The sequence below is a fragment of the Gordonia westfalica genome, from assembly GCF_900105725.1.
In the GTDB taxonomy this organism is placed as follows: Bacteria; Actinomycetota; Actinomycetes; order Mycobacteriales; family Mycobacteriaceae; genus Gordonia; species Gordonia westfalica.
The window spans coordinates 1-16,800 of sequence record NZ_FNLM01000030.1; the positions used below are offsets into that span (position 1 = coordinate 1).

Annotated in this window: 14 protein-coding genes and 3 pseudogenes; 11 read left to right on the forward strand and 6 right to left on the reverse strand. The window is 64.7% G+C overall.

Features of this window, described 5'->3' with window-relative positions:
- Nucleotides 1-156: 156 nt before the first annotated feature.
- Nucleotides 157-1,386: pseudogene (locus BLU62_RS04250) on the forward strand (Nramp family divalent metal transporter).
- On the opposite strand, the gene BLU62_RS33665 reads toward BLU62_RS04250, so the two are convergent.
- Both BLU62_RS33665 and BLU62_RS04260 read right to left on the reverse strand, forming a co-directional pair.
- Nucleotides 1,376-1,753, reverse strand: coding sequence for a signal peptidase II (locus BLU62_RS33665; protein WP_244278063.1), 378 nt, complete (start codon nt 1,751-1,753; stop codon nt 1,376-1,378). The pseudogene BLU62_RS04250 and the gene BLU62_RS33665 sit on opposite strands and share 11 nt — an antisense overlap.
- 151 nt (nt 1,754-1,904) lie before the next feature.
- A pseudogene (locus tag BLU62_RS04260) lies at nt 1,905-2,308 on the reverse strand (ArsR/SmtB family transcription factor).
- A 56-nt stretch (nt 2,309-2,364) separates the two neighbouring features.
- On the opposite strand from BLU62_RS04260, the pseudogene BLU62_RS33670 reads away from it, so the two are divergent.
- The 5 genes and pseudogenes from BLU62_RS33670 to BLU62_RS04280 form a co-directional block, all read left to right on the forward strand.
- Nucleotides 2,365-2,682: pseudogene (locus tag BLU62_RS33670) on the forward strand (class I SAM-dependent methyltransferase); the annotation flags it as partial.
- A gap of 62 nt (nt 2,683-2,744) precedes the next feature.
- Complete coding sequence (locus BLU62_RS33675) at nt 2,745-3,089, forward strand: class I SAM-dependent methyltransferase (protein ID WP_244278067.1); 345 nt, start codon at nt 2,745-2,747, stop codon at nt 3,087-3,089.
- Between the two features lie 172 nt (nt 3,090-3,261).
- Nucleotides 3,262-4,434 (forward strand): L,D-transpeptidase, encoded by a 1,173-nt coding sequence (locus tag BLU62_RS04270; RefSeq protein WP_011161128.1) that lies wholly within the window; start codon nt 3,262-3,264, stop codon nt 4,432-4,434.
- Nucleotides 4,435-4,549: 115 nt separating this feature from the next.
- Nucleotides 4,550-4,969: an ArsR/SmtB family transcription factor gene (locus BLU62_RS04275; protein ID WP_011161129.1), complete on the forward strand. Its 420-nt coding sequence runs from the start codon at nt 4,550-4,552 to the stop codon at nt 4,967-4,969.
- Nucleotides 4,962-7,154: a heavy metal translocating P-type ATPase gene (locus BLU62_RS04280; RefSeq protein WP_011161130.1), complete on the forward strand. Its 2,193-nt coding sequence runs from the start codon at nt 4,962-4,964 to the stop codon at nt 7,152-7,154. Before BLU62_RS04275 ends, BLU62_RS04280 begins: the two co-directional genes overlap by 8 nt.
- Before the next feature lie 15 nt (nt 7,155-7,169).
- Here the strand turns inward: BLU62_RS04280 and lnt are convergent, their stop codons facing one another.
- The gene (lnt, locus tag BLU62_RS04285; RefSeq protein ID WP_011161131.1) at nt 7,170-8,672 is read right to left on the reverse strand and encodes an apolipoprotein N-acyltransferase; all 1,503 of its coding nucleotides are present in this window, start codon (nt 8,670-8,672) and stop codon (nt 7,170-7,172) included.
- Nucleotides 8,673-8,889: 217 nt separating this feature from the next.
- On the opposite strand from lnt, the gene BLU62_RS04290 reads away from it, so the two are divergent.
- Entirely contained in the window at nt 8,890-9,534 is a 645-nt protein-coding gene (locus BLU62_RS04290) for a DsbA family protein (protein WP_011161132.1), read from the forward strand.
- A 65-nt stretch (nt 9,535-9,599) separates the two neighbouring features.
- Nucleotides 9,600-10,172 carry a vitamin K epoxide reductase family protein gene (locus BLU62_RS04295; protein WP_011161133.1) on the forward strand — a complete coding sequence of 191 codons (573 nt, stop codon included), beginning with the start codon at nt 9,600-9,602 and terminating at the stop codon, nt 10,170-10,172.
- A gap of 98 nt (nt 10,173-10,270) precedes the next feature.
- Here BLU62_RS04295 and BLU62_RS04300 read toward each other — a convergent pair whose 3' ends face one another.
- The 3 genes from BLU62_RS04300 to BLU62_RS04310 form a co-directional block, all read right to left on the reverse strand.
- Complete coding sequence (locus BLU62_RS04300; protein WP_011161134.1) at nt 10,271-11,212, reverse strand: cation diffusion facilitator family transporter; 942 nt, start codon at nt 11,210-11,212, stop codon at nt 10,271-10,273.
- 258 nt (nt 11,213-11,470) lie between these two features.
- Nucleotides 11,471-12,283 carry a cytochrome c biogenesis CcdA family protein gene (locus tag BLU62_RS04305; protein WP_011161135.1) on the reverse strand — a complete coding sequence of 271 codons (813 nt, stop codon included), beginning with the start codon at nt 12,281-12,283 and terminating at the stop codon, nt 11,471-11,473.
- Complete coding sequence (locus tag BLU62_RS04310) at nt 12,280-12,900, reverse strand: TlpA family protein disulfide reductase (RefSeq protein WP_082652992.1); 621 nt, start codon at nt 12,898-12,900, stop codon at nt 12,280-12,282. Before BLU62_RS04310 ends, BLU62_RS04305 begins: the two co-directional genes overlap by 4 nt.
- Nucleotides 12,901-13,291: 391 nt before the next feature.
- Between BLU62_RS04310 and BLU62_RS04315 the strand changes: the two genes are divergently transcribed.
- From BLU62_RS04315 to BLU62_RS04325, 3 genes are all read left to right on the forward strand, one after another.
- Entirely contained in the window at nt 13,292-14,224 is a 933-nt protein-coding gene (locus tag BLU62_RS04315; protein WP_058253290.1) for a M23 family metallopeptidase, read from the forward strand.
- 232 nt (nt 14,225-14,456) lie between these two features.
- On the forward strand, nt 14,457-16,247 hold the full coding sequence (gene ctaD / locus BLU62_RS04320; protein ID WP_011161138.1) for an aa3-type cytochrome oxidase subunit I: 1,791 nt from the start codon (nt 14,457-14,459) through the stop codon (nt 16,245-16,247).
- A complete protein-coding gene (locus tag BLU62_RS04325; protein WP_011161139.1) occupies nt 16,244-16,516 on the forward strand; it encodes a hypothetical protein in 273 nt (90 codons plus the stop codon). The genes ctaD and BLU62_RS04325 overlap by 4 nt, the downstream gene beginning before the upstream one ends.
- Nucleotides 16,517-16,800 lie beyond the last annotated feature (284 nt).

A 16,800-nucleotide genomic window follows, 5' to 3' on the forward strand; every position in this document is an offset into this window, starting at 1 on the left:
GCTGCGGCGCACTCGCACTTACAGGCCGTCGAAGACCTCGCCCCACCAACCAAGCTCCCCAAGTCTCGTCATGTGCCGACCCATGAACTACGGTGTATCGAATAGTTTTATTCGTAGACCGAACTTTGTGATTGAGGGGCGGCAATGCGAGAGGTCATGGCTTCGGCTCGTCCGCGGCTCGCGCGAGCTCGGTCTGGGTCCCTACTGCTTGGTCCGGCCTTCGTCGCAGCCATCGCCTATGTTGATCCCGGCAATGTCGCGTCCAATATCAGCGCCGGCGCCCAGTTCGGCTACCTCCTCGTGTGGGTGATCGTGGTTGCGAACGTGATGGCGGGTTGGTGGGCAGTTCCTTTCTGCCAAGCTCGGGGTGGTCACGGGCAGGTCATTGCCGGAGACGGTGCGTCTGCGCGCGTCGCGGACCGCCAGGCTCTCCTACTGGGTGCAGGCTGAGATTGTCGCTATGGCAACCGATCTCGCCGAAGTGGTCGGCGGAGCTATCGCGCTGAATCTGCTCTTCGACCTGCCGTTGCTCATCGGTGGCGTCATCACAGGTTCGGTGTCGATGGTCTTGCTTCTTGTCCAAGACCGCAGAGGGCAGCAACCGTTCGAGCGGGTGATCATTGGCTTGCTGGCTGTCATTGCCATCGGTTTCTGACAAGCACCGTGGTGGCACCACCTCCCCCGGGGCTGTCGTGGGGGGCCTCTTGCCGCGGTTCGATGGCACGGAAAGCGTGCTGATCGCGGCCGCCATGTTGGGTGCGACGGTGATGCCTCACGCGGTGTATCTGCATTCAGGTCTGGTGCGGGATCGACACGGCCATCAACCGGAGGGGCCGATCCGGTCGCGGCTGTTGCGTGTGACGAAGATCGATGTCGGTCTGGCGATGCTGCTGGCGGGCGCGGTCAACCTGTCCATGCTGCTGGTGGCAGCAACCACTTTGCGTGGCCGTGAAGGGGTCGATTCGATCGACGGAGCGCATGCGGCGGTCGCCGACACCTTGGGGCAAGTGGTGGCGTTGCTGTTCGCGCTGGGGCTTCTTGCCTCGGGGCTGGCATCAACCTCGTCGGGGCGTACGCCGGCGCGATGATCATGGACGGGCTGTTGCAGCGCAGGATCCCGCTCATACTCCGACGCCTGATCACCCTGATACCTGCCATCACAGTGTTGGCCATCGGAATCGATCCAGCCGAGCTCTGATTGTCTCGCAGGTCGTTCTGTCCTTCGGCATCCCCTTCGCACTGGTTCCGTTAGTGCGTTTCACCAGCGACAGGATGCTGATGGGCGAGGATGTGAACAATCGACTCACCACGTCGCTGGCCTGGCTGACTGCAGCGGTCATCATCGTGCTCAACGTCGCCTTGATCTACCTGACAGTCACCGGTTAAGCGAGTCCGCGCGACGGTTCGATCCCCTAGGCGTCGCGCGGAGCTGACCATTCTTGCGCAACACATCTAGCACGATCAGGACGACGCCGATGGTGATGAATGTGTCCGCGAGGTTGAACGTGGGGAACCAGCCGGTATGGAAGTAGTCGGTGACGACGCCGTCGGCGGCGCGGTCGATCAGGTTGGTGAGTGCGCCGCCGAGGACTGCAGCAAATCCGATCCGGCCGGCGACCCCCGCGTCGGGTGCGACGTGCACTGCGTAGCCGGCCAGTGCGAGGGTGATTAACCCGGCCACGGCGAGTATGGCCCAGCTGGGCAGCTGATCACCGAGGCTGAATGCAACACCGGGGTTGAACGCTAACCGCAATTGGAGCACTCCCAGATCGGCCGTACTGCCTCGGTGAGTCGGCTGACAACGAAGGAGTTGACTGCCAGCCCGACGGAGGTCACCACGACAACCAGGACCAAGAGAACGCCTCGGGGGTGGAGTGTTTTCGTCACTGCCGGCGTCGCGTCGGTCACGTAAATGCTCCAGCCGGGGTAGAACTCGCTGACGCTGCGGCGGCGTCGCCGGCATAGTTCGGGCACAGCGCTACCGCGCTACCAGTGGCCGCCAGCAGGGTCTCCGCGAGGCCAGCAGATCCATCAACTCGGGCCGAGTGAGGCGGTAGAACACCTGCCTACCCTGTGGGCGTCCCTCAACGAGCCCGCAGTCGCGCAGACATGCCACATGCGCCGACACTGTCGACTGCGCCAAACCCAACTCCCCTACCAGGTCGGCGACCCTGACCTCCCCGCCGGCAAGACGACGCACAATCGACAAACGGGTGCTATCGGACAGGCTGTGAAACAACGCCACCGCCGCGTCCACATTCGTTCCGGCTCTCGACGTGGGACACCCATCCATGCTATTGATCGTCACCAGACGATAATAAGCGGTCTCCGCCGATGAATGAGGGAGGGTGGTCAACAATGTTGATGAACCGCGTGGAGACTGTTCTGGTGAACTCGCCGCCCCGGCGGTGGCTGCAGCGCTACGAGGCGCGTGTATTGACCGCGTTGGGCGGACGGACCCCGGGAGCGCACGTTGCTGAGCTGGGGTGCGGGTCGGGTTACGGCACCCGGCTGATCCTCGACGAGTTCGGCGCCGCGCGCGTCGACGCGGTAGACCTCGATCCGGCGATGATTTCTCGCGCTCGCCACCGCCTGCGCCGACACACCGGCAGGGCACACCTCGCCCGAGGTAGCGCAACGGACCTGCGTTCAGCATTTCACGACGTCGGCGGAGGGCAGAACGGTACTTATGACGCAGTCTTCGACTTCGCGATCATTCACCACATCCCGAACTGGCGGAAGCCTTGGACGAGGTGGCCCGCGTACTCAAACCGGGTGGGCGGTTCTTCTTTGACGAGGTCACCGCGACCGCCCTTGCTCGGCCGACCTACCAAGTGCTGTTTGACCATCCGAGCGAGGATCGGTTCACCGCCGGTGAATTCCTGCACGAGTTGTCCCACCACGGTCTCGACGTCGGCGAGCGGTGGCAAACACGCATCGGCGGGATTACCTGTTGGGTGTCGCCACACGGCAATAGTGAGGTCGACGTGGTGGCTCGGCGGTGGCCCACCACGAAGACGTTTCGAACCTTCTCTCACGCGGTGCAGCGGGTAAAGGAGCGCACAGCCTTCAACTACTATCGTGGTTAGTAAAGCTAGTCCAGCGCCGAGTGGGAGGGTTCGACAATCGATGGGCCGCGTAAGAGGGACTCGAGCTACCGAAGAGCCACGTGATCGCCGATCGACTCACGGTGGGCAGCCGCAGTGCTCGGGCTCTCGTGAATGCCGCGGGTCGGTCCGGTCCGGTATCCCGCGACTGCTGATGCTCGCAACGCTGACGGCGGTGGTGATGGTGTTGACCTCGTGCAGCTCGACCGGAGGTGCCGTCTACAGCAACGAGATTCGGGCCGTTGACAGCTTCGCCGACATCACACACCCTTCCATCGCTGTGGCCACTGAAGGTGGCGGGCGACTTGCGCCCAACGCGGTTGTCGAACCTGGGCTTCCTATTGTTGTCACGGCCAGTCGCGGCGCGTTGACTAACGTCCGTATTCCCACAGCCAGCGGCCGTCCCTTGGCGGGCTCCCTGAGCGAGGACGGCTCAACGTGGACAAGCACCCAGCCCCTGGGGTATTCGAAGCGATACGTGGTTCAAGCCGAGGCCGTGGGCGTGGGCGGTCGATCGGTCGTCTCGCAGCGTTTCACCACGACCTCACCGGAATCGTTGACCAGCGCGGCCATTCTCGGCGAGAAAACCGTCGGGATCGCCCACACGATCGGCGTGCGGTTCGCCGATCCCATCCCTGACCGAAAGAAGGCACAGGCGGCGATCACCGTGTCGTCTGACCCCCAGATGCAGGGTGCGTTCTATTGGATCAGCGACTCTGAGGTCCGGTGGAGGCCCGAACGCTTCTGGACACCGGGCACCAAAGTCAGTGTCGCCGTCAACATTTACGGAGTCGATCTCGGCGACGGGCTCTACGGCGACGAGAACTTGTCCTACGACTTCACGATTGGCCGAGCTCAGGAAATCGTTGCCGACGACAACACCAAAACGATCGTCGTCAAACGAGACGGCAAGGTCATCCGCACGATGCCGACCTCGTTCGGCAAAGACAGCACTCCGACGCCCCGCGGCATCTACATGATCGGAGATCGCGTCGAGCACATCATCATGGACTCGTCCACCTACGGAGTGCCTGTCGAGTCCGCAGCGGGATACCGCACACCCGTTCAATGGGCGGTGCAAATGTCCTACAGCGGCATTTACATGCACGGCGCACCGTGGTCGATGTCGGCGCAAGGCAACAGCAACGTCAGCAACGGTTGCCCAAACCTGAGTCCCGCAGACGCGGAATGGCTCGTGAAGAACACCCTGCGCGGTGACCCCGTCACGGTCAAGAACACCAACGCCGACACGCTCTCGGGAGTCGATGGACTCGGCGACTGGAACATCCCGTGGTCACAGTGGAAGAAGGGCAACACCGACACCTAGGCGCCCCCCGCCGGGCTGGAGCTTGTCGACGCCAACTCGCCATATCGATGGGTGTTGAGGTATTCGCGCCGGCGCGCCTACAATGGGCCATATCAATGAACGTAAGGATGTTGATATGACTCAGGAGTCGGTGGACACATGCGACCTGCTGTGCCTCGATCTGCCGCACGCAGAAACTATCCGGACTGCGCTACCCGAGGTGACCGCGGTCGACCGTGCCGCCGCCGGAGCTCGCGCACTCGGTGATCCCACCCGGCTACGTGTAGCGACGGCGTTGCTGTCGGGCGAGGAATTATGCGTCTGCGACCTCGCGTGGGTGGTAGGCCTGGCGCAGAACCTTGTCTCGCACCATCTGCGCTTACTCAAGGGCGCCGGCCTGGTGACCGGGCGCCGGCACGGACGGTTGGTGATGTACGCGTTGACCCCCTCCGGCCACGCTCTCGTGACAGCCGTTCTAGCGATTGCATGTGTCTCCGTACCAGCCACGACGACGTCATCGGCGGCGGCCACAGTGCAGGGGCGAGCTCATGGCTGACGCATGCTGCGGACCATCAGATCCCGCCGACCTCGACGCCGAGGTCGATCAGGGCCCGGTTCGGTTGTGGCAGGTGCGCGAGCTGCGTTTCGCCGCCGCCGCAGCAGTGTTCCTCGCGCTCGGCTGGATCATCGGAGGCTCTCTGTCAGAGACCGCGGGCATCGTCGTGGAACTGGTCGCGGTCGTCGTCGCTGCCTCAACGTTCGTGCCGTCGACGCTGAGGTCGCTGCGCCACGGGCGCATCGGTGTCGGAACGCTGATGACGATCGCCGCGATCGGGGCTGTGGCGCTGGGCCAAATACCCGAGGCTGCGCTGCTGGGAATCTTGTTCTCGGTCGCTGAAGGACTCGAGCATTACGCGGTCACCAAGACCCGGCGCGGGCTGCGGGCACTGCTCGCGCTGGTTCCACCGACCGCGTCGGTGATTCGTGAGGGTCGCGAGATCACCGTGTCCCCTGATGAGTTGATCATCGGCGATGTGCTGGTGGTGCGTCCCGGTGAGCGCGCGTCGACCGACGGGACGATCACCGCGGGCACTACCAGCGTGGATATGTCGGCGATCACCGGCGAATCTGTTCCGGTGGAGGCGGGTCCGGGCGACTTGCTCTACGCCGGCGCCATCAACGGTGGCGGTGCGATCGAAGTCCGCGTGACCGCCCGCGCCGCGGATAGTTCCCTGGCCCGCATCGTTCACATCGTCGAGCAAGCGCAGGAACGCAAAGGCGCCGGCCAACGTCTCGCCGACCGCATCGCCCGCCCCCTGGTCCCCGCCATCATGGTGCTCGCGGCGCTCGTGGCAGGTATCGGTGCGCTGCTCGGTGATCCCCTGCTGTGGCTCGAACGCGGCCTGGTAGTCCTCGTTGCCGCGTCCCCGTGTGCGTTAGCGATCGCGGTGCCGCTGACGGTGGTCGCCGCGATCGGCGCCGCCAGCCGCCATGGCGCACTGGTCAAAGGCGGTGCTGCACTAGAGGAGTTGGGACGGGTCCGCGTCGTCGCACTGGACAAGACCGGCACCTTGACCCGCGGCACTCCGGAGGTCATCGCCGTGGTGAGCACACCCGAGATCACCCGCGAAGACGCGTTGTCCTATGCCGCCGCGCTCGAGGCACGCAGCGAGCACCCGCTGGCGAGCGCCATTCTCGCGGCCGCACCTGCCCTGGACTCACCTGCCGAGGACGTCACCGCGATCGCCGGTCACGGACTCACCGGCCAGATACGCGGACAGCAACTGCGCCTGGGCAAACCCGGGTGGCTCGATCCTGGCGCGCTCGCCGGCGAGGTCACCCGGTTGCAGAGCGACGGTGCCACCGTCGTGCTGATCGAACGCGATGGCACCGTCGTCGCCGCCATCGCCGTCCGCGATGAGCTTCGCCCCGAGGCCGCTGAAACGGTCGCTCAGCTGACGGCGCTGGGTGTCAACTCGGTCATGCTGACCGGGGACAACGATCGCACCGCACACGCCTTGGCCACGGCGGCCGGAATCAGCACCGTCCATTCCGAACTGCTTCCCGAAGACAAAGCCGACTTGCTGCCCACGCTGGCGCGCGGGCGGGCGATCGCCATGGTCGGCGACGGCGTCAACGACGCCCCAGCGTTGGCCACCGCCGATGTCGGAATCGCAATGGGAGCGATGGGTACCGACGTCGCCATCGAAACCGCCGATGTGGCGTTGATGGGCGAAGATCTCCGCCATCTCCCCCACGTGCTGTCCCACGCTCGGCGCGCACGCCGAATCATGGTGCAGAACATAGGATTCTCTCTGGCCATCATCGGTGTGCTGATTCCGCTGGCCGCCACGGGCGTCCTCGGCCTGGCCACGGTGGTCTTCGTCCACGAACTCGCAGAAGTGCTGGTGATCGCCAACGCGATTCGCGCTGCCCGGACGAAAGCACTGCCAGGCACCGGTGCCATGCCCCGGGTAACCCCCGGCAAGCTCAACATCTCGGTGGCGCCCTACAACGACACAGGCGACGCCTGCTGCGCCCCGGTATCCGCCACCACCACCGATCAGCCACGGCCGGTGCCCGAGGTGCCCCTGCTGCCGACTCCACGATTACGCGGCGCGGCGACCAGCACGAGTTGTGCTGCCACTACAGAACCAGGGTGCAGCTGCTGTTCGAGCCCGTCGGATGACGCCGATGACGCACCGAGTAGCTCACCAACGCCCCATCGCGAACGCCACTGAAGCAACCACGCCGCGTCAGGTGCGTTGGCGTGATCTCCACGTGCGTACAACCAGTGCCGCCAGGACCGCGGCAGCACAGATCCCTTCTCCTGCTGCTCCGATCCGCGTCGCCAGAGTCGTCGTTGTCCCCAGCGGCACCCGCGCGATGAGGACATCAGGGGTGAACAGCGCTGTGCGTTGTGCAACGGTCCCATCAGGCTCGATGATCGCGCTCACCCCACTGGTTGCTGCGATGACCACCGCCCTACCGTGCTCGACTGCCCGCACCCGCGACATCGCGAGTTGCTGGTAGGTCATCTCGGTGCGCCCGAACGTCGCGTTGTTGGTCGGTACGGCGATCAGTTGCGCGCCGGCGCGCACCGAGTCGGTCACCAGATCGTCGAACGCGACTTCGTAGCAGGTCGCCACCGCCACCGGTACACCTGCAAGATCGACGACACCATTGCCCGTGCCAGGAACGAAGTTGCCGGCCCGGCTGGCGTAGGACGACAGCTGTGTCATCAGTTCCCGCAGCGGCAAGTACTCCCCGAACGGCACCAGCTGACGTTTGTCGTGCTCCTGACCAGGACCGGTAACCGGATCCCACACCACCAACGTGTTGCGGGACGTGCCGTTGCTCCCGGCGATCACCGCTCCCACCAGGATCGGCACCCCGATCGCCCGCGCGGCACGATCAATCTGCGCCGCAGCATCGCGGTTACCGAACGGGTCGATGTCGGATGAGTTCTCCGGCCACACCACCACATCGGGACGCACGACCCGCCCAGAGCGGACCTGCTCTGCCAGGTCGAGGGTGCGTTGGACATGATTGTCGAGCACTGCGCGCCGCTGAGCATTGAAATCCAACCCCAGCCGCGGCACATTGCCCTGCACCACTGCCACCGTCACCGACCGCTCCCCCGCGTCATCGCCTCCCCCCGCGGGCGTCATCGTCCACACCAGCAGTCCAATCACGGCAACCGTGGCCGCAGGCCCGGCCAACGTTTGAGGCTGCCGGCGGACCACCGCCCCCGCCGCCGCGGCCAGGGCCGCGCCGAGCAGCACCACAACGAACGACAACCCCGGCGCGCCGGCCAGCGCCGCCAACGGCAGGAGCAACCCGTCGGGTTGACCGAATGCGATTCGGCCCCAAGGGAAACCGCCAAACGGTATCCGGGAACGAACAGCTTCGACTGCCACCCAGGCGCCTGCCAACCACACCGGCGCGCCGCGCCATCTGCCCAGTGCCGCTGCCAACACCCCGAAGACCCCGAACGCCACCGCCTGGACTGCTGCCAAGACCAGCCACGGCACCGCACCCACATAGATGCCGACCCACGGCAGCAAAGGCACGAAAAACCCCAGCCCAGCCAGATAGCCATAGCCGGATGCCGCCCACAACGACCGCCCCCGCAGCGTCACCACCAGAACCGCGATAGCCAACGGGGCCAGGAACCACAGCTGACGCGGAGGGAAACTCACATACAGCATGCCGCCGGCGCCGACCGCAGCAGCGCTGCGCAACACCGGATGAAGCATCGGTGGAAACGACGCACCGGCCCGCCGAGCACCCGAAGAACTCACCACCGCGCACCGCACCCCTCACCGAAGTTTGTCGAGCGCACCGATCCGCCCGCGGGCGCCCGGCCGGGGCCGCGCGCCTGTAAACTACTAGCTAACGTAGTAGTAGTTTGACGGGAGTGAACATCGTGGCAGGTCAAGCGCTGAAGGTTCGACTCGAGTCGAGGGTGCCCCGGTGAGCCGCAACGTCAAGATCTCACTCGCCGTGGTGATCGTGTTCTGCCTGGCGCTGACAGTGGTGTTCGTGGTGTCCCGGGCCGGCGACAGCGAACAGGCCGACGCCCAGGCGAGCATGACGGTACGGGATGATTCCCCACGTCTATCGACTCCGACCGAGTCCAAGGCAACATTCGTGGAATTCCTGGACTTCGAATGTGAAGGGTGCGGGGCGGCATACCCGGCGGTGGAGCAGCTTCGCCAAACATACGGCGATCAGGTCACGTTCGTGGTCCGCTACTTCCCGCTCCCCGGGCATTTCAACGCTGACCGCGCGGCACGGGCCGTTGCCGCCGCGGCCGAGCAAGGCCAGTTCGAACCGATGTACCGCAAGATGTTCGACACCCAACGCAGCTGGGGTGAGCAGCGGGTACCGCTGGACGATCTGTTCTTCTCCTATGCCCAGGAGCTCGGTCTGGACATGGATCGATTCGCCGCCGACTACAACTCGCAGGCCACCCGCGAACTCATCGACCGCGATGTCGCTGACGGCAAAGCGCTAGGTGTCACCGGCACACCCACCTTCTTCATCAACGACGAACTCATCAAACCCGAGAGCTATGACGATCTGAGCTCGGCGCTCGAATCCGCACTACGCCAGTGACCGTCCCACCACCACCCCGCCAGGCCTCGCCATCCTCGCCCACGGCGGCAGCTACACGATTCCCAGTGTCTCCGCGACTGCTCGCGTGGATCCTTGCGGTCTGCGGAAGTATCGGGCTCATCGCTGCGTTCACGCTGACGGTTGAAAAGTTCGAACTGGCAACCGATCCGGCGTACACACCGACCTGCAGTATCAACCCGATCGTCAATTGCGGATCGGTGATGGACACCCCCCAGGCGGTCGTCTTCGGGTTTCCCAACTCACTGATCGGAATTGCCGGCTTCTCCGCGCTGATTGCTGTCGCGGTCCTGATGGGGAGCCGGCCGCCCACCTGGGTCATGATCGGGCTGCAGAGTGGGTTGACGGGTGCGGTGGTGTTCGTCCATTGGCTGATCTTCCAGAGCCTGTACCGAATCAACGCGCTCTGTCCGTACTGCATGGCCGTGTGGGTGGTTGTCGTGGTTGCCTTTTGGTATGTGAGCCTGCGCAATGCCGACCATTTCTGCCCACCCGGGACAGCGCGCCGAGCCCTCGATGCGATCCTCACGGTGCACACCGTGGTACCGCTGGTGTGGGTGCTGGCAGTGATCGCCCTGATCGCCCACCGTTTCTGGTGGTACTGGTCGACGCTGATGTGACACCTCCGGGGCAGCGCCCGGCCCGAGACGGCAGACTCGCGTAGCAGAGATCCGCACTCGCGCAGACCGCAGGTGTGGTGTGACGCCGATGTGATCCCTCACGGGTGATGGGTGGCTAACGCTTCCTCGTGGTGGCGCTGGGCGCTGGTCTCGAGCTGGAAGGTGGAATGCTCGAAGGAGATGGCGAAGTGGGTCGCCACGCAGGTCCGGATGTCATCCAACATGGTGGGGGCGTGGCCGTCCTGGAAGCAGTCGTCATCGACCACAATGTGAGCGCTGATGATCGGTAGGCCCGTGGCCACCGTCGATGCGTGAAGGTCGTGCACGTCGTGCACACGGTCCATCTCGAGGATGTGGGCCCTGACGTCGTCGAGATCGATCCCTTTCGGGGTGAATTCCATCAGCACCCGCGTCGTCTCGGCCATGAGTTTGAGGGCGCGGGGTGCGATGAGCGCGGCGATGAACAACCCGGCCAGCGCGTCAGCTTGTTGGAAACCGGTGGTAGCGATGACGATTGCGGCGACGATCACACCCAGCGATCCCAGTGCGTCGTTGAGGACCTCCAGAAACGCCGCTCGCATGTTGAAGTTGGCGCCGCGTCCCGAGGCGAGCACGAGCATGGCGACGATGTTCGCCACGAGTCCGATGACTCCGAAGAGCAGGAGTTCGGTCGAGGGCACCTCGGGTGGCGAGAACAGTCGTCGTACGCCTTCGACAGCAGCGTAGAGGCCCACAGCGAGCAGCAGCGAGGCCTGCCCCAGAGCGGCGATGACCTCGATGCGCCGCAGTCCCCAGGTGCGGGTTTTGTTGACCGGGCGGTGCATCACGGTTGCTGCGACGAGCGCGACCGCTAAACCGATCGCATCTGTCGCGGCGTGCGCGGTGTCGGTCAGTAGCGCCAGACTTCCCGTGATCACCGACCCGACAAGCTGGGCCACGACAATGATCCCCGTCAGAGCAAACGCGATCGCCAACCGGACACGCAGCGACGAGTCGCTGGATGCGGGGTCGGTTGGTCCGTGATTGTGTCCGGCTCCCATGCGTCGTACTCCCTCTCATCCACACCCAGATAGCTACGCTGTCCACATATATCAATACATGCGCATGTGACTATATGACAGACCGGGGCGGAACGGAACCGGCGGATCACGTCACGACTGAATCGGGATGTGCTGAGATGGCCCGACGTCGGCGGCGTGACGCCGGTGGTGTTGGGTCTCGTGACGGTGCGGTGACCGGAAGCCGGTGGTGTTGGGTCCGTCGAACCGGCGCCGCCACTACAGGCCTCAGATGGGTAGTCAGATGGGTAGTTGGGTATCGGTGATGAACGCGTCGCGGACCCACACGATGAATTGATCCCACAGGCCGGTGATCAAGGCGATACCTACCGCGATCATCATGGCGCCGCCGACGATCTGGATCATGCGGGCGTGGGTCCGCAACCAGCCGAGGCTGCGCAACGCCCATGCCGAGGAAAACGCAAGCACGACAAAAGGAATACCAAGGCCCGCGCAGTACGCCACGATCAGCGCGACGCCCTTGGCTGCGGTGGCACCTTCGGTGCCGCTGGCCGTCGCAATGACCGCCGCGAGCGTGGGCCCTAGGCATGGGGTCCACCCGAGTGCAAAGACCCCGCCGAGCAGCGGAGCGCCGGCGATGTTGGAGACGCGGCGGGGGGCGAACCGTCGTTCCTGTTGCAGTGCCGGCACCAGCCCGATGAACACCAGGCCCATGATGATGGTGACCACGCCGCCGATGCGTTGGAGGACTTCACGATTCACCACGAAAGTGGTGGTGACTCCGAGTACGGTGGCGGTCGCTGCCACGAAGACCACCGTGAAACCGAGGACGAACAGGCCTGCGGCGAGCGCCACGCGCGAACGACCCCGCTTGTTCGGCTCCCCCACCGACACCGCAGGCGCCTCGGCGCCGACCACGCCAGCCAGATACGACAGATACCCCGGAACGAGGGGGACCACGCACGGTGAGGCGAACGACACCAGCCCGGCGATCACACACGCAAGCAGCGCCAGCAGGAGCGGACCGCTGGCGACGAGGTCGGCAAACGTCTCGCCGACCGCAGCCTGCACTTCGACCGACTGCGGGGTCATTGGGGTTGTGCCACAGGCTCAGCGAGGACTCGCTGAACTGTTGACCCGAGTTCGTCGGCGGTAATGGCCTTGAGGAACACCGCGGCCGGACGGTGGTCGCGGTCGAGCACGATGGTGGTCGGCACCACCGACGTTGGGGTGGTCAGCGCAGCCAGGGTCAGACCGGCAAAGTCGTAGATCGAGGGAAAGGCGACCTTTCTGTCGATCATGAAGTCCTTCGCCGCTTGCCGGTTATCGCGCAGATTGATACCGAGGAACTCGACTCCCGAGGCCTTGTTCTGGGCGTAGACATGCTCGAGGTCGTCGGCTTCTCCCCGGCAGGGTCCACACCACGAACCCCAGACGTTGATGACGACGACTTTGCCTGCGAAGTCGTCGAGTCCGATGGTCTGGTCGGTCACCACGTCAGGGCCGGAGACGTCAGCGATCCGCTGACGGCTCGAGGGCGGATCGTAGGTGATGACCGTCTGCCCGCCGGGCGAGACGAACTGAAAGGTTCCCCCCTGCGCAACGGCGTCGTCGCCAGCGCTACCACAACCCGACGCTACCCACGGCACCACGCATATCAGCGCCAGGACCGCCGCCCGCACCGCGGATACCCTTCTCCCCTGCTGCACCAGCACTCCTCGACGTTGATCTACTACGCAGCGTGGTAGATCACCATTCGAATTGTCAACATGACCATAGTTTTTGTGACATCCACCGACCGGAACCCCACTTCTCGCGACGTGCATTTTGCGGCGTCACCTCGTGTAAGAGATGCGCTCACCTGCAATTACCCTGTGTTCAGGGCGAGTTTCCGGCTTGGCAGTCACTGCGCATCCGCAACTACATCACCTAGTAGTAGAGGCCCGCGATTGCGATGGGCACTCAATCAGATCGTGTTACTGCTGTGACCTGTGGGGCCTATGGTTCGAACGGAGGGCTGCCGATCGTGGCCTCATGTGCACCTGGCGTGTGGTGCTGAACGTCAGTGCGTCGCGCCCGTCTCCGGAAGGTCTCGCTGGCATGCCTATGTCGTCCCTCACCCGCCGCTGCGGCGCTCCACGGCCCTGTCTGAGACTGGGGGTCGCGGGAATCGTTGCTGCGGTTCTGCTGAGCTTCTCAATTGACGCTCGAGCGCGAGCCGACGCCGATGCCACCCACGTGACTCAGCAGTTCGCCCAACTGGTCGCCGAGACGATCTCGGCGACACTGGGCGGCCCGGCGATGGGAACCCTCGCCGACGAGATCCGAACAGTCAGCACATGTCTGGCCGATCGAGCGCGCCCAGTCGAGCCGCCAGTGCCAGCCGAGGATCCCATCACTGCGGTGGGATGCTTCGCCGCCGTGCTCGGCGCGGGACGAGCAGCCGCCGAACTGATTGTCGACGCGCTGCCGATCGGGCGGCTGCTGGCGCTTCTGGCTTTCGAGATGCGTCCCCACGATCCCGCGGCTGCGCACCCGGCACCAGCTGGTCCACCCGTCTATTCGTCGCCGTCGCCGGGGTCGGTGGTCGCTCCCACGAACGGCCGAGTGACCTCCACCTTCGGTGACGGCCGCGGCCATCAGGGTATGGACATCGGCAACGACCTGGGGGCACCGATTTTCGCGGTCACCGACGGCGAAGTGATCAACTCGGGGCCAGCTGAAGGCTTCGGGTTGTGGGTACGCATCCGGCATGCCGACGGAACAATCACGACCTACGGCCACAACGACGACAATCTCATCGACGCGGCAGCGCCGGTCACGGTCGGTCAACCCATTGCCACGGTGGGCAATCGCGGTAACTCGACCGGGCCTCATCTGCACTTCGAGGTTGCTGATGCATCCGGCGCCGCCCTCGACCCGGTGCGATGGCTCGCCGAACGCGGCGTCAGTCTGCCCTCCGACAGCGACGCCGAACCTACTATCACGCCCAACGAACCGTCGGGCACCGGAAGCGCAGACCTCTGGCGGTAAGGGTGGGCGCGGCGCACGGCCGCGGCGGACCGGTCGGGCCGATCTCAATGAGGGAGGCGACCTTTCGTCGCGGTCCTGTCGCCTCCCGGTTGCGACTCGGAATTCCAGTATCAACTATGCTACCTAGTAGTTAATCGACTACAGTCCGTAGTAACGGCCCGGGAAGTCGCACGCACGATGCGCGTGTTGCTTCGATCAGGGCCGCCATTTTTTCAAGTCAGATGGAGGCCTCATGACCGCGGTGTCCCCGCGCCCGCCCGAGGTGGTCGCCACGCGGCCCTATCCCGAGCGGCGAAAGGCCAAAGGGTCATTCATCTACACGATGCTGACCACGACCGATCACAAGCTGATCGGCATGATGTACATCGTCGCGTGCTTCGGGTTCTTCCTCATCGGCGGACTGATGGCGCTGCTGATGCGCGGAGAACTCACGACGCCGGGCATGCAATTCCTCTCGACCGAGCAGTACAACCAGCTGTTCACCATGCACGGCACGATCATGCTGCTGATGTATGCCACCCCCATCGTGATCGGCTTCGCCAACTTCGTACTGCCCCTGCAGATCGGCGCTCCCGACGTCGCCTTCCCGCGGCTCAACGCACTGGGTTTCTGGCTGTTCGTCTTCGGTTCGACCATCGCGATTGCCGGCTTCATCACCCCAGGTGGCGCCGCGGACTTCGGCTGGACCGCCTACACCCCGCTCAGCGACGCCATCCACTCACCCGGCGTCGGCTCCGACATGTGGTTCCTCGGACTGACCGTGTCTGGTCTGGGCACCATCCTGGGCGCGGTCAACATGGTCACCACGGTCATCTGTCTGCGCGCACCGGGAATGACGATGTTCCGTATGCCGATCTTCACGTGGAACATCCTGGTCACCAGTGTGCTGATCTTGCTGGTGTTCCCGCTGCTCACCGCGGCATTACTCGGCGCCGAAGTCGACCGCCAGTTCGGCGCGCATCTGTTCGATCCGGCCAACGGCGGCGCCATTCTCTGGCAGCACATGTTCTGGTTCTTCGGTCACCCCGAGGTGTACATCATCGCGCTGCCGTTCTTCGGCATCGTCTCCGAAATCTTCCCGGTCTTCAGCCGTAAACCGTTGTTCGGGTACTCAGGACTGGTCTACGCCACCCTCGCCATCGCCGCCCTGTCGGTCGCGGTGTGGGCACACCACATGTACGTCACTGGCGCCGTGCTGTTGCCGTTCTTCTCCTTCATGACCTTCCTGATCGCGGTACCCACGGGCGTGAAGTTCTTCAACTGGATCGGCACAATGTGGCGGGGCCACATGACCTTTGAAACCCCGATGCTGTTCTCGGTCGGCTTCATGGTCACCTTCCTGTTCGGCGGACTCACCGGTGTGCTCCTGGCCAGCCCGCCGATCGACTTCCAACTCTCCGACAGCTACTTCGTGGTCGCCCACTTCCACTACGTGCTGTTCGGCACGATCGTGTTCGCCACCTACGCCGGCATCTACTTCTGGTTCCCGAAGATGACCGGACGACTGCTCGACGAACGCTTGGGCAAAATCCATTTCTGGCTGACGTTCATTGGCTTTCACCTCACCTTCTTGGTGCAGCACTGGCTCGGAGCCGAAGGCATGCCCCGCCGATACGCCGACTACCTGCCCTCAGACGGCTTCACCACGCTCAACATCATCTCCACCGCCGGCGCGTTCGTCCTCGGCGTCTCGACACTGCCGTTCCTGTGGAACGTTTTCCGCAGCTACCGCTACGGCGAGGTCGTCACCGTCGACGATCCATGGGGCTTCGGCAACTCCCTGGAGTGGGCCACCAGCTGCCCGCCGCCGCGCCACAACTTCACCGAACTGCCCCGCATCCGGTCGGAGCGTCCGGCGTTCGAACTGCACTACCCGCATATGGTGGAGCGGCTGCGCGCCGAAGCCCACGTCGGCACACGGCACGGTGAACCCAGCGAGGCGGCCGAAGAAGTCCGCCGTGCGCCGCTGACCACCGGAGACCACGAAGCATCTACAGATCCCGACCCGGAGAGCCGACCGTGAGCAACTACCCCTACCCTGCCCTCGACCAGGCCGTCCCGCGAACGCGCCGCCCGCTGACCGTTCCGCGGTGGTTCGCCATCCTCGCAGTCGGCTACACCGCGGTGATGACCTTTGCGCTGACCCTGCTCGCAGGTTCTGTCCTCGCTCAGGGCACTCCCCTGCTGCTGTGGCTGATCGCGGCGACCGCGGCAACGTGTGCGGCCCGCGGTGCGGCCGCGGTCGCGACCCGCGCAATGCAACCAGCACGAGGCCGTGCGGCGCGGCCGTAGCCGAAGCACCTCACCACCGACCCCCGCGGCCGCGGAGAGACCCGTCGCTACGCCGCGTCAGGCGAGACCACGAGCCACCGGGCCTTTCCCAAGATCACCGGGCCTGACCGAGAGCGAATCGGCTGGTGGAGCAAGGGTTAGCGGTCCCGGTCGAGCATCGGTTGGCGCTGCTCAGCACCGCACACCATGTATTTGGTACCGAACACGCAGGGTGTCGCGATAGCGCGACTGACTGGGTGTGCCGCCCGCGCAGGCAGCTGCGATCGACACGCTGAGACGAGCAC

Bases quoted from the DNA above. Each gene is read 5' to 3' on its own strand.
- BLU62_RS04270 (WP_011161128.1), top strand. From the start codon at position 3,262: ATGCTCGCAACGCTGACGGCGGTGGTGATGGTGTTGACCTCGTGCAGC.
- BLU62_RS04275 (WP_011161129.1), top strand. From the start codon at position 4,550: ATGACTCAGGAGTCGGTGGACACATGCGACCTGCTGTGCCTCGATCTG.
- BLU62_RS04280 (WP_011161130.1), top strand. From the start codon at position 4,962: ATGGCTGACGCATGCTGCGGACCATCAGATCCCGCCGACCTCGACGCC.
- lnt (WP_011161131.1), bottom strand. From the start codon at position 8,672: ATGCTTCATCCGGTGTTGCGCAGCGCTGCTGCGGTCGGCGCCGGCGGC.
- BLU62_RS04300 (WP_011161134.1), bottom strand. From the start codon at position 11,212: ATGGGAGCCGGACACAATCACGGACCAACCGACCCCGCATCCAGCGAC.
- BLU62_RS04305 (WP_011161135.1), bottom strand. From the start codon at position 12,283: ATGACCCCGCAGTCGGTCGAAGTGCAGGCTGCGGTCGGCGAGACGTTT.
- BLU62_RS04315 (WP_058253290.1), top strand. From the start codon at position 13,292: ATGCCTATGTCGTCCCTCACCCGCCGCTGCGGCGCTCCACGGCCCTGT.
- ctaD (WP_011161138.1), top strand. From the start codon at position 14,457: ATGACCGCGGTGTCCCCGCGCCCGCCCGAGGTGGTCGCCACGCGGCCC.